The sequence below is a fragment of the Labrenzia sp. VG12 genome (genome assembly GCF_002237595.1).
GTDB lineage: Bacteria > Pseudomonadota > Alphaproteobacteria > Rhizobiales > Stappiaceae > Roseibium.
The window spans coordinates 1096990-1109396 of record NZ_CP022529.1 but is presented as its reverse complement, the minus strand read 5'-3'; the positions used below and the strand labels follow the sequence as shown (position 1 = coordinate 1109396).

Genomic DNA, 12407 nt, shown 5'->3' with positions numbered 1-12407 from the left:
CTTAAAATCATTGAGATACAAGGGCTTCGGCTTTCTCCGAGGTACACCGTGTGGTACACGACGAGGTACACCGGAATGCGAATTGACGTGGAATACCTTCAGCAAAGAAGCAAGACTGCGTGGCGTTATCGCCGAAGAGTTCCAAGCAATCTCCGTGACATTATCGGCAAAACAGAGCTCGTAATCCCGTTGGGAAGCGACAAGCGCACTGCCATTGCCCGGTACCCAAAAATCCATAACGAGGTCGAGCGGACACTCAAGGCAGCCTTCGGGCAGCTGAATGGGAAGCCTGAGCCAAACACACCAGCCACCCCCCTGGACCTTCAACGGAAGGCTCTTGCCACAGTGAGCAGCTGGGGCTTCGACCCGGACTGGTATGGGGCTGAGAGCGACGACGATCCGGAAGCGATTGGTCGTGACATGATGGCCGAGCATGTCGTCCGAGACTACCCGGTGGATGACAACGGAAATCCGGTCGGGGTGAAGCCTGAACACACTCAGATCGTTCGAGTGCTGCGGCAAGGTGCCAGTCTCGAAACACCGCCTCCGACCTTGGCAGATGTGAAGAAGCTCTATCTCAAAGAGCGCGTCCGGGACGACACCAAGAAACAGAACGAGACCAACCGGGTTTTCAAGCTCGTCTTCGAGGTGCTCGGTCCCACAAGACGGCTCGACGGAATCAGGCGTCAGGACGCCAAGGATGTCCGGGATCACATGATGGACGGCAGAGCTGCCTCCTCCGTAGACCGCTACCTGAACATCGTTCGAGCCGCCTTCAACTACGCCATCACCGAGCTTGACCTCGAAGGAACCCGGAATCCTTTCATAGGCTTGAGAGCTATTAAGGAGGAAGGCGATGGCCCTGACCGTCGGAGCCGGAACCCATTCAATGGTGACCAACTGAAGGCCGCACGAACTCAGGTTCTCAGGGCCTGCAACAAAGACGCTCAGCGCGTCTGGCGTATTCTCGAAAAAACAGGTTGTCGGATCGCTGAAGTGACCGGTCTGCGGAGGTCCGATGTACACCTTGATCATCGCATCCCGTACATCGACGTTGAATGGCACGAAGACCGACGACTGAAGACCAAGGCTTCCAGACGTTGGGTGCCTCTGATTGGGGATGCATTGGCTGCGGTCAAGGAGGCCCTCCACGCTTCAGAAGGTGGCCAATACCTGTTCCCAACCTTCTGTAAGCACAATGGCGCATCATCGGCGTCGAGCATGATGAGTCGCGCAGTCAGAGCGGCTGTTGAAGACAGGAAGGTTGTGACCCATTCTCTGCGGCACCGCATAAAAGATCTGCTCTGGTTAGCCGGATATGCAGAAACAGAACACGGGCTGTTGATGGGGCAATCGACTGGAAACGTGAGTCACGACTACGGCGGTGACGAGGCAAGGCTCGAAGTCGCGTACAGGATGCTGAAGGCAGCCCTTGAACTCGCCGACCGTGAGGGTCGATGAGGGATGGCAGCCCCCGAAAACCCGGGAGCCGCGCCTTATTATCGCTTAGGAGAGTGATGAAATAATAATTGCGGGGCTTGCAGTGATTACTGGCGAGTAGACAAAGAGTATGTCTACGAGCCCCGCGAAGCGACGTGATAACGTGATAAAGCGGAGTGGATAGTGCGTCATCTAAACGGCCTCATCCGTTTCCACGTTGTCTTCTTCGTTCTCGTTTGCCGCCTGTCGCCTCTGTGCTTTCACCCTGGCGAATGTCTCTTTTGCTTCGTCCCTGTCGAGCAGTGAGGCCTTGATGGCCTTGTTGATCATGCCGGACACCTTGGCCTGACTGACGCGGAGCGCCTCAGCCAACTCCATTTGGGTGGCGTACTGTTCAGACCTCAAGGCACCCACCAAAGCCTCCAAGGGGTTTCCTACGGCTGACGAGATAACCTCCCACCCCAGCTTGCCGCCCTCACCTTCATCCAGGCGGACAGTCTGACCAGCAGCAGATTCGCCGACCAAAGACCGGCCCTTCTGAAACTCGATGTGGAATGCGGCCCCGGCTTGCGGATCGTGACTCTCCGGGCGTTCCAGCTTGATGACGGTGTTCATATTCTGGGTCATCCGGCTGCTGCCGAGGTAGTCGCCATTCTTGCCAGCGTGGTGCACGAGGATCACTGCGATCCTCCTCCGGCGCAGTTCGTTCAGGAACGGCTGAACGTTCAGCCAGGTCTGGTCCTCACTGATCGAAGCTCCCGTCACGATGGAACAAAGGTTGTCAACGACCACGACCTTGATCTCATGCGACTCGATCAGATCAAGATAGAAGTCGTGTGCCTCTTCCTCATCGAAGGGAGGCAAGCCGCCATCGAGCCGTAGCCCCGAGCAGAGCTTGAACTCGCTGGGGATGTCACCACCGGTCAAATCGAACAGCCTTTCGGCCATCTCAGCGGGATCGATTTCCGCATCGAAGTACAACACCTTCTGGGCAGTCGGGACGTTCCAGCCAAGCACGTCTTCGCCCTTGGCGACCGCGAGCGCCACGGCGATGCTGAACCAGGATTTACCAATGCCGGTCTTGCCGTACACCATGGCTGTGAAGCCAGCGGCCAGCCAGTCGCCGACATACTTCTCCGGCATCGGGAAGTTTGCTGTCATCAGTTCAGGGCCGTCCATGATGATGGGATGCTCGTCGACAGCCTTGATGTTTTCATAGTCAGTCATGGGAAGCCTCGCTGGTCAGGGAAAGGACATGCTGCTCGGCAATCGAGAGCGCGAAGCGGATCACGGCGGTCCTGTCGAGGAACGACACACGGCCAGCGAGGTGGTCACGGATCAGGCAAAAGCGGGCCATGTCCGCCGGGGTCAACCGGAGGGTCAGTCTTGAGTTCATTGGGGTCCTATGGGATTGCGCACGACAGTCCGACCGTGAAAGCAGATGGCCTACACGGGTGTAAATGTGTTCGTGCTGGAGTGTGTTAGGGTGAGCGAACGAGCCCGGAGGGGCGGGTCTTCGTTCAATAGGACCAGTTATTGGACGTCACCTACCTTCAACGGATGGGAAGCCGAGGAATGGCCCACACCACCGGAACCAGATGCCATCAGCATTTGGACCGATGCGACACTTCAGTGATCTCAAAATCAATGACCGCCTTGCGCCCCCAAATCGGTCGTTCGCCGTAATGAAGACCGCGCCCGAAAGCGGACGTTCATTTAAGGCGCAACAAATTCACAAGTTGGGCGGAGAGCCGACATTCGTTGCAGAAGGAATGAATGTCAGATTGTTCACTGAGTTAGACCGTCTAGGTAGCGAACCTACTATTTGCCAGTAGAACGTTCTTGCAGTTCCGGACGCCAACTTAGCAAGGGGTCTTCTGAAATCCGTGTAAGGTTAAGCGCTCCGAGTTCGTAAGCGGCTGCACCAAATCGGGTATCGGTGTCTTTTACCGCAAGCTTCCCGGTAACCGAGTATTCCGCAAAGTAAAGTGTATGGGGCCGCTCCGCCTCGATACCCTGAGCGCCGGTGACAAATACCATCTGGTTGCGTGGGGGCGCTGGCACGTGTACGCATGCCCCAATGTAAGGAACCAGCAGGAAATCAATCAGTCGATCTTCTTCAAAACGAACCGGCAGGATGTATCCGGTTAGTTCGGCTGTCTTACCATCCAGATCGGCGCGAGCTTCGAAAACTTTCTTGTCCTCAGGTGGATACATTGCCTTGAGGAAGGGATTCGTCTTGACGATCTGCCAGTGCTGCACAACCCCGGTACGCACCACCCTGGTCCCCTTTGAGACATCGACGGGGAGTAGATCAGCCCATTCCAGCGAGACGGGTTCTGCTTGGCCAACAGATGACATAAAGCAGCCGATCAAGGTGCTCTTCACCAGATAGAGCCAGCTGAAATGGGCCTTATTCACCAGACAATATCCAGTTTCTTACATACGCCACTGCTTGGTAAGGGAGGCGCGGTCGACAATTTTTCCGTTGTTGAGTACGTATTTTATATTCCGGGTATCAGAAATGTTTTCCGCTGGATTGCCTTCAACAATCAGCAAATCACCTTCCAGACCGACTTGTATGGATCCAGTACGATCCTCAATTTTCAGAATACGAGCGTTGTCGCTTGTTGCCGCCTTCAGTGTTTGCAAGGGCGTCACACCGGCCCCTTCTACCCAAAGCTCCAACTCCCGATGCAGCGATTCTCCGGCCCAGTTGTTGAGATACGGCGCATCTGTCCCAGCTCCGATCAAGACTCCGGTATCCACGAGCATTTTTGTCCATTTAAAAGCGTCGCTTCGAAAGAGGTCCTGAGTGCGTTGGTCGCCGAGAATAGCATCAAAAATCGAATTATAACGATTGGCAGATTCCGCCCCCTCGGTTGAAAGGGCCATCTCCACCCAATGGGGTGGGTTCACATCGACGATGAGTGGGTTGCCCGTAATGTAGTCGCCGTCCTGCTCTGTGCGGTACCCGCCAAATGTATCCATCATGACGGTGGTAGAGGTGACAAATGTACCCAACTCCTTGAGCATGTCGGCATCATTCTGTGTTGGCGTAGTGGTCATGAACATATTGTGCGCGTAACCGTCCAATTTGGTTACGTTGGCAATCCAAGGGTTTCCGTTGTTCTGCCATAAATCGCAAACCACCCGCATGCCCCTCTCGTGCGCTGCCGCAACTAACCCCTTTAAAACCTGGATATTAGTGCCTGAGTGGCATTTCACCATCTCAACCTTGTAGGTGTTCTTCATGGCGTCGAGCTTGCTACCCAAGAAATTGGGATCATTCACGGGCAGAAGCGTCGCATAACCAGGGGCCCCCACTTCGGCAGTCTCAAAATAAGTGCCAGCTATCTTGATATCTGGCCCGATCCACGCGCCCGCTTCGACCATGTCGCGGGTGTCTCCAGCTACGTCGGGAATATTCCCAATATCATATACTTGCGTTACCCCGGCGTAGAGAAAATTCAGTAGTTGCCATTTCACATGAACTGGTCGGTTACCATTGTCATTGGGCCCACGCCAGCCGCTGGACAGGTGAATATGCGAATCAATCAGCCCAGGGAGAACTGTCAGTCCATTACCCTCGATAATGCGTGCATCGGAAGGAACATCCTGCAGGGTTCCGGTGGCACCAACAGCTGCGATCTTGCCATCGGTTACTAGAACATCTTGCCCCTCGGTAGGGGCATTTCCCAATCCGTCGATGACGCGAATGTTCTGCAATAAGGTCGCCCCGTCCCACTCATAACGGGGTGCGATGGGATTTAGATCAGCCTCATCGTATGTAACGATTGGCTCACGCTCTGAGACAATTGCTGCCTGAGCGAATGCCAGATTAGGAGCCAAGCAACCGATTACGATAGCCGTAGTGCCTTTGCAAAATATGTTCATCCGGTAACCCTCAAGCTTCAAAAACTCAATTTCGGTTGTCAATTATGGACGGACTATCCGCTGACCACAACCGTCAAGCTCATGAAAAAATGCCGCTAATTCTCTTTGACGCATGTTGGACCTTTGTATCTGGAGGGACCAATGTCTGCTCCGGACCGAAACCTACTATTCTCTTGATTCGTGTGAATGGCGGCTTCGATGACACTGTGCACAGAACACGCCTGTCCGCTACCGGCCCCGTTGCGGCCATGCGGAAATAGAGCAAATAATGACCCCTCACCGCCCGGAGCTACGGTTCGTTCGCCAAGTATGAGTGACTTATTCATGATCGCATAGCAGGTTTGGCACTGCCTGAAAGGCCTAATCCGACGCCAGAGCCCTGTAGACTGTCGCCTTCGACAGGCCTGTTTTCACCATGATGGCTGGCACGGTCTCGCCCTCACCCCGCATGGCCCTAATGGACGACACGGTCTCCTCGGTCAGCGCCGGTTTCCTGCCGAACCGCGTTCCCTTGGCCTTGGCCTTGGCGATTCCGTCCATCTGCCTTTCCTTGCGGATGTTGGTCTCGAACTCGGCGAACACCGCCAGCATACCCAAGAAGGCCTTCCCTGCAGCGTCCTGCGTGTCAATGGACTGATCGAGAACCTTGAGGGTCACCTGCTTGGCGTCAAGCTCCCGCACGATCCGGAGAAGATCCTCGGCGCTTCTGGCAAGCCGGTCGATGCGCGAGATGATGAGGGTGTCCCCTTCCCGGACATACTCCAGGCATTGGCGTAGGGCAGGCCGCTGGGTGTCTACACCAGACTTCTTCTCTTCGAACAGCTTATTCACCCCTACTGTCCGGAACTTCTCGATCTGTACATCGAGGGACTGCCCAAGGGTGGAAACACGAGCATAACCGACAAGCGCCATTCTCATAACCTCTCAATAAATTTGAGAACTTATTTATGAGACATGAAAAGAGACGCGTCAAGCATCAGTCTCAGAACCTAGAGTTTTTGCGACTCTTATTTCCAACAAACCACATCGCCGCGACTTTGATTCTTGCACGACTCAGACACGTTCATTAGTGGTGTGCCTTCAACTCTAGATAATCGTATTGATCTAAACCGTCTGCGCCTTTTGAGGAGTTTTCCTGTGGATCCCTTCAGCAACTTTGACATATCTGCGGAACAATTGCGGATCTTCTCGCTCTTCCATCCACGCGCGTTCAAAAGGACAGCCTCTGCAATCACCAGCAATCAACGTTTGGTGCACTACACAAGTGCCAACACGGCCCTGAAAATAATAAAGAACGAAGCCGTATGGGCTCGCAATTCTTCATGCATGAATGATTTCATGGAACTGGAATATGGTCTCGAGTGCCTCACCAGCAGCCTAGCTGTTCACAGAGAGCGCTATATTGAAGTCTTTGATAATATTTTTGATGGTTTCACTGCTGAACTGACCCAATATTTCAATGACTGGCTCCCAACAATACGCTCAGACACCTATATCACCTGCCTATCAGAACATCTTGCAACTGAAGACACGCTTGGAAGACTATCGATGTGGAGGGCTTATGGCGGGCAAACAGGCGTCGCGTTCGTTGTAAGTGGAAAACCTTTTCTTACTCCGAGCGATGCATTAAATGCTTACACAAGCCCGGTCGAATACCTAAGTCGGTCGCAGTTTGAACAGGAATTTATTCAGTTCATTGAATCGATCCAGGGCAATGCTACGTGGGTAAAAAGCCTCGGTAGAGATACCGTTAAAGCCTATATGTTTGCGGCGCTTCGGTTTGCGATGCTTTGCACAAAGCACCCGGGCTTTCATGAAGAAAGAGAGTGGCGGGTGATATACAGCCCGAAGTATGAGCATTCGAAGAAGATAACCATAGACGTAGAGTCGATTGGCGGGACACCTCAGAAAGTCTGCAAAATTCCTCTCAAGGACATACCAGAAGAAGGCTTGACTGGTATTGAAGTTCCATCCCTCCTTGATCGCATCATCATCGGGCCAACGCAGTATCCTGTAGAAATGCGTGAGGCCTTCATCGACGTTCTTGAAAAGGCTGGCGTCGCTGAAGCCGAGCAAAAGGTTATCATCTCAGATATCCCGCTAAGAACCTAGTAATGACCGGATTGGAACTCATCCGGAATGACCTTGTGCAAATTTAGCTGGGGGGGGGCGGTGGAGCTTCAAATACAAGGGTATGAAAGAGACCTCCGTGATTACTTGGAGTAAAATCCAAGGCACCGAAAGCCCGGCTGATGTTAAGGGGTTGTCGCTTGGAAAACGTCTTTGCGAAACCAACTCGAGACGCAACAAGTCCCGTTGTCTTTGTGACTAAGCGCCTTGTTTACAAGGTACACGTTTGATACATATTGAGGTACACAGCAACCAAGCACGCCACCTTGAGCTACGCCCATATCCTATTGATCTTGTTGATTTTTCCGGCTTATGATACTGATTGATGAAGTCGCCAGACCGTCCGGCCTGGGGAGCCATCACCACCTCCTTCCTGAAAATCCAGAAAGTAGCGCTCAGCGGTCCGCTGTCATTTGCGCCTACCGGGTATCAGACCCCTTCCCGTTCCATCTTGATTGCTCCGCAAGGACATTCGAAGGCGCAGAGACCGCAGCCCTTGCAGTAGTCGTAGTTGAACTCGAAACGATTTCCGGGGCCGAGCTTGATCACGGCGTTGTCCGGACAGATGCCGTAACAATTGTCGCATTCAAAGCAGTTGCCACAGGAAAGACAGCGGCGCGCCTCGTAAAGCGCATTGTCTTCCGTCAGGCCCTTGAGCACTTCCTCAAAACCGGTCTGCCGTCGGACAGGATCCAGCTGGTCCTGTTTGCTCTGCGGCGCGTCGTCGTAATACCAGGGATTGATGTTTTCAAAGGTGGCCAGTTCCGGCTTGTCCGCTTTGGCGTAGGTTTCCCCGCGCAGCCAGGCGTCGATGTTGCGCGCCGCCTTCTTGCCGTGCCCGATGCCGACCGTGACCGTGCGCTCCGCCGGCACCATGTCGCCGCCGGCAAACAGCCCTGCCCGGCCCGTCATCATCTGATCACTGACCGTGACCACACCGTCGCGCGCAATCTCGACTCCCTCGACCCGTTCCAGGAAACTGGTGTCGACGTTCTGGCCAAGCGCCAGAATCAGCGTGTCGGCCTCAATCGTCTCGAACTCTCCCGTCGGCTGCGGTCGGCCGCTATCGTCAATTTCCATCTTCTCGACTGTCACGCTCGACCCGTCAATCTCCTTGATGGTGCGCAGCCAATGCATCAGGACGCCCTCGTCCTCGGCTTCACTTGCCTCGAAATCATGCGCCGGCATTTCCTTGCGCGACCGGCGATAGACAATCATGGCCTCATCGACACCGAGGCGCTTGGCGGTTCGGGCAACGTCCATCGCCGTGTTACCGCCGCCATAGACGATCACCCGGCGGCCGAGTTTGGGCGGCTCCGCACCGGTCTCCATGTCCTTCAGGACGCTGACGGCATCGAGGATCTTGCTCGCCGCATGGGCCGGAATGTCGATCCGTTTGGCAAGATGCGCCCCGACCGCAACAAATACCGCGTCGAAGCCTTCCTTCGTGAAGGCAGCGTCAATATCGTCAACCTTGGTGTTGAGCTCCAGGGTCACACCCGTGTCCAGGATGCGCTGGATCTCATAGTCCAGGACGTCCCGTGGCAACCGGTATTTCGGAATTCCGAAACGCATCATGCCGCCCGCCATCGGCCCAGCTTCACGGATCGTGACTGCGTGCCCGAACCGGCGCAGGTGATAGGCGGCACTCAACCCGCTCGGCCCCGCGCCGACCACAAGAACATGCTTTCCGCTCGGCTCTGACGGGATGTTCGGTTTCCAACCCTTTTCAAACGCGATCCGGCCCAGAAACCGTTCGATGGCATGGATCGCGACGGGCTCGTCCATCTGGCCGCGATTGCAGGCATTTTCGCACGGGTGATAACACACACGCCCCATGACGCCGGGCATGGGGTTGTCTTCCATCAACGCCTGGAACGCCCGCTCATAATCGCCCTCCTCGGCGTGAAACAGCCATTTCTGAATGTTTTCACCGGCCGGACAGGCATTGTTGCACGGTGGCAGGCGATCCAGATAGACGGGCCGTTCGGTACGCCAGGATCCGGTCTTATTGGCAAGGCTGGTGCTCGGATCAAGCGTGATTGCAAATGGCAGCTCGTGGGTCATGGCGCCGTCCTTTCTCCGAGAAGATTGAAGCGCTCGACATTTGCATCTGCCATGCGCTGAATGGCAGCGATGCGATCCCGGTCCTCGTGGCCCTTCCGGAAAAGATGGGCAAAGCGCTTCTGGAGTTTCAGATAGTCCTCAACCGGCACCTTTCGCCGGATCTTCTGACTGCGCACCACTTCGCCATGTTCGGCTTCAAACAGCGGGAAAAGTCCGCTTTCGACAGCCAGGCGCGCCAGCAGGATCGTATGCTCGGTGGCCGAGCCCCAGCCGAGCGGACAGGTCACCAGCACGTGGATGTAACGCGATCCGCTCATGCCCATGGCATGGGTCACCTTGGCCTCCAGATCATGCAGATCGGCGACCGAGGCGGTTGCGACATAGGGAATGTTATGGGCCATGGCGATCAGAGGCATGTTCTTACCGGTGCCGAAGACATTGCCCGGCGCATCGCCCACGGCCGGCGTGGTCGCCGTGCGCGCGGCGGGCGGCGTTGCCGACGAGCGCTGCACGCCCGTGTTCATATAGGCCTGGTTGTCGTAACAGATGTAAAGCACATCGTCGTTGCGTTCGAACATGCCGGAAAGACACCCGAAACCGATATCCGTCGTGCCTCCGTCGCCGCCCTGGGCGACGACCCGGGTTTTCCCCTTGCCGCGCCGTCTCATGGCCGCAGCGACCCCCGTTGCAACCGCAGGCGCATTGCCGAAAAGGGAATGGACCCACGGGATCTGCCACGACGTTTCCGGGTATGGCGTTGTGAAGACTTCCAGACAGCCGGTGGCATTCACCGCCGCCATGTTGCCGCCGGAGGCGCGCATTGCAGCGTCGAGGGCAAAGCGCGCGCCAAGCGCCTCGCCGCACCCCCGGCAGGCCCGGTGACCGGATGTGATCGCGTTGGAGCGATCAACGGAGGATTGCACGCTGCGCGCTTCCGCATCCATCAGCCTGTTGCCAACCGTGTGGGTTCCGGTCTGGTAGAACTTCACCCGTTGCAGGGCCGTTTCCTCGCTCATGATGCTTTGCTCCGCTCTGCCGCAGGACGGTTCTGGATGGCCTTCAGGATGCTCTCGGCCGCCGGACCGGCGTGACGCATCTCGGCTGTGCGCGCGATCTCTCGATCAACCACGGCCTGGTTCATGCCAAGGAAGGTGACATCGGCAAGGTCACCGGCCCGGGCCGCATTGGCGATGCCGGAAATGCCTTTCATTGTGATCGGGCGTCCGCCAAGCCCGGCAATCACGGTGTGTACCGGCTGCGTCGTTTCGCGGAGCGCCATGCGCACATTGGAGGCCAGAACGCCGCCGAGGCCGGGCGCCAGGCTCTTTTCCACCACGACGACCCGCTTGGCGTTCGTTAGAGCGGCTTTCAACTGGTCCAGCGGAAACGGGCGGAACGAACAGATGCTGACGGACCCGACGGATCGCCCCTCTGCGCGCTCCTGATCGACAACGTCCTTGATCGTGCCATTGACGGAGCCGAGGGCCACGAACACGGTGTCGGCGTCCTCTGCCTTGTAGGAATGCACCAGCCCGCCAGAGTCTCGCCCGAACACCTTCTTGAAGATCGTGCCAATTTCGGGGATCAGCTCAAGGGCCTGGAGCTGCTTGTGATGCGCCAGATAGCGCACTTCGGTAAATGCATCCGGGCCGACCATGGCGCCGATGGAGTAAGGATCTGCAGGGTCCAGCACCTGCACGGGCTCATACGGTGGCAGGAAGGCGTCGACTTCTTCCTGGGTGGGGATGTCGAGACGTTCATAGGCATGGGTCAGAATGAATCCGTCCATGCAGACCATGACCGGACAACTCAGTTCTTCGGCCAGACGAAAGGCCTGGATGTGAAGATCGAGGGCCTCCTGATTGGTTTCGGCAAACAGCTGAATCCAACCGGCATCTTTCATCGACATGGCGTCGGTGTGATCGTTCCAGATGTTGATCGGCGCACCGATGGCCCGATTGCCAAGGGTCATGACGATCGGCAAACCGAGACCGGAAGCATTGTAAACCGCCTCCGCCATGAACAGGAGCCCCTGGCTGGCGGTTGCGGTGTAGGCGCGCGCGCCCGCCGCCGAAGCGCCAATGGCGACGGACAGGGCCGCAAATTCGGATTCAACGTTGATATATTCGCAGTTCTCGAGAGCGCCCGACTTCACCAGCGCTCCGACGCCTTCCACAATGTGGGTCTGCGGTGTAATCGGATAGGCGCAGACGACTTCGGGGCGGCAAAGGGCGACCGCCTCCGCGACCGCGGCGGAGCCTTCAATCTGTTTAAGCATGGGCTTTCTCCGTCCGGGCAGCAATGTCAAAGGCTTCACGCGCAGCGGCCGCGTTTGCCGCTCCGACCTGCCCAGGGAATTTTTCGGCAATCGCCTCTTCGACCGCCTTGAGTGAGACCTTCCCGCACATGGCGGCCAGGCTGCCGAGCAAGGCGGCATTGGGCAACGGCCTGCCGATATGCCTGCGGGCGATTTCGCTGGCGCCGACATCCCGGAAGTGGTTCTCCGGAAAGCCGGCGGCATAGTCGGCAATCCCCAACTCTTCGAAGCTGCGGCGGGAATTGATCAAGACGTATCCGGTCTGGTCGAGACCGGAAAACAGATCAACGGAATGGATCAGGGTCGGGTCCTGGATCACCAGGGCATCGGGGTGTTCGACCGGTTCGCGGGAGCGGATCTCGGTATCGGCGATCCGACAATAGGAGACCACCGGAGCACCCATGCGCTCAGACCCGAAACTTGGAAAAGCCTGCGCGTGCTTGCCTTCCTTGAAGGCCGCGATCGACAACAGTTCGGCGGCGGTGACCACGCCTTGACCGCCCCGGCCGTGAAATCGTACCTGGAACACGTCCTCTCCCCCGTTCAAGCATCCGGC

General features: G+C 56.6%; 11 protein-coding genes. 2 read left to right on the top strand and 9 right to left on the bottom strand.

What is annotated here, in order from left to right; translation table 11 throughout:
- The first annotated feature begins 75 nt into the window (after positions 1-75).
- Positions 76-1461, top strand: a complete 1386-nt coding sequence (locus tag CHH27_RS05040) for a site-specific integrase (protein ID WP_157738709.1) — start codon at positions 76-78, stop codon at positions 1459-1461.
- Positions 1462-1632: 171 nt separating this feature from the next.
- Here the strand turns inward: CHH27_RS05040 and CHH27_RS05035 are convergent, their stop codons facing one another.
- The 5 genes from CHH27_RS05035 to CHH27_RS05020 all read right to left on the bottom strand — a co-directional run bounded on the left by CHH27_RS05035 (position 1633) and on the right by CHH27_RS05020 (position 6249).
- A complete protein-coding gene (locus CHH27_RS05035; RefSeq protein ID WP_094070614.1) occupies positions 1633-2667 on the bottom strand; it encodes an AAA family ATPase in 1035 nt (344 codons plus the stop codon).
- Positions 2660-2836 (bottom strand): hypothetical protein, encoded by a 177-nt coding sequence (locus CHH27_RS27550; protein WP_157738707.1) that lies wholly within the window; start codon positions 2834-2836, stop codon positions 2660-2662. The genes CHH27_RS05035 and CHH27_RS27550 overlap by 8 nt, the downstream gene beginning before the upstream one ends.
- A 425-nt stretch (positions 2837-3261) precedes the next feature.
- Positions 3262-3861, bottom strand: coding sequence for a DUF3299 domain-containing protein (locus CHH27_RS05030; protein ID WP_094070613.1), 600 nt, complete (start codon positions 3859-3861; stop codon positions 3262-3264).
- An 18-nt stretch (positions 3862-3879) separates the two neighbouring features.
- A complete protein-coding gene (locus CHH27_RS05025; RefSeq protein WP_094070612.1) occupies positions 3880-5379 on the bottom strand; it encodes an amidohydrolase family protein in 1500 nt (499 codons plus the stop codon).
- Between the two features lie 318 nt (positions 5380-5697).
- The gene (locus CHH27_RS05020; protein WP_094074528.1) at positions 5698-6249 is read right to left on the bottom strand and encodes a recombinase family protein; all 552 of its coding nucleotides are present in this window, start codon (positions 6247-6249) and stop codon (positions 5698-5700) included.
- A 225-nt stretch (positions 6250-6474) separates the two neighbouring features.
- Between CHH27_RS05020 and CHH27_RS05015 the strand changes: the two genes are divergently transcribed.
- On the top strand, positions 6475-7449 hold the full coding sequence (locus CHH27_RS05015; protein ID WP_094070611.1) for a DUF2971 domain-containing protein: 975 nt from the start codon (positions 6475-6477) through the stop codon (positions 7447-7449).
- 447 nt (positions 7450-7896) lie between these two features.
- On the opposite strand, the gene CHH27_RS05010 is transcribed toward CHH27_RS05015, so the two are convergent.
- Genes CHH27_RS05010 through CHH27_RS04995 form a run of 4 tightly spaced genes read right to left on the bottom strand, consistent with a single transcriptional unit; the run spans position 7897 to position 12380 of the window.
- A complete protein-coding gene (locus CHH27_RS05010; RefSeq protein ID WP_094070610.1) occupies positions 7897-9534 on the bottom strand; it encodes an NAD(P)-binding protein in 1638 nt (545 codons plus the stop codon).
- Positions 9531-10550, bottom strand: a complete 1020-nt coding sequence (locus CHH27_RS05005; RefSeq protein WP_094070609.1) for a thiamine pyrophosphate-dependent enzyme — start codon at positions 10548-10550, stop codon at positions 9531-9533. Before CHH27_RS05005 ends, CHH27_RS05010 begins: the two co-directional genes overlap by 4 nt.
- On the bottom strand, positions 10547-11812 hold the full coding sequence (porA, locus tag CHH27_RS05000) for a pyruvate ferredoxin oxidoreductase (protein WP_094070608.1): 1266 nt from the start codon (positions 11810-11812) through the stop codon (positions 10547-10549). The genes CHH27_RS05005 and porA overlap by 4 nt, the downstream gene beginning before the upstream one ends.
- Entirely contained in the window at positions 11805-12380 is a 576-nt protein-coding gene (locus CHH27_RS04995; protein ID WP_094070607.1) for a 2-oxoacid:acceptor oxidoreductase family protein, read from the bottom strand. Before CHH27_RS04995 ends, porA begins: the two co-directional genes overlap by 8 nt.
- Positions 12381-12407 lie beyond the last annotated feature (27 nt).

What these genes read in the sequence shown, in the direction of transcription:
- CHH27_RS05040 (WP_157738709.1), top strand. Translation starts at nt 76, where the DNA reads ATGCGAATTGACGTGGAATACCTTCAGCAAAGAAGCAAGACTGCGTGG.
- CHH27_RS05035 (WP_094070614.1), bottom strand. Translation starts at nt 2,667, where the DNA reads ATGACTGACTATGAAAACATCAAGGCTGTCGACGAGCATCCCATCATC.
- CHH27_RS27550 (WP_157738707.1), bottom strand. Translation starts at nt 2,836, where the DNA reads ATGAACTCAAGACTGACCCTCCGGTTGACCCCGGCGGACATGGCCCGC.
- CHH27_RS05020 (WP_094074528.1), bottom strand. Translation starts at nt 6,249, where the DNA reads ATGGCGCTTGTCGGTTATGCTCGTGTTTCCACCCTTGGGCAGTCCCTC.
- CHH27_RS05010 (WP_094070610.1), bottom strand. Translation starts at nt 9,534, where the DNA reads ATGACCCACGAGCTGCCATTTGCAATCACGCTTGATCCGAGCACCAGC.
- CHH27_RS05005 (WP_094070609.1), bottom strand. Translation starts at nt 10,550, where the DNA reads ATGAGCGAGGAAACGGCCCTGCAACGGGTGAAGTTCTACCAGACCGGA.
- porA (WP_094070608.1), bottom strand. Translation starts at nt 11,812, where the DNA reads ATGCTTAAACAGATTGAAGGCTCCGCCGCGGTCGCGGAGGCGGTCGCC.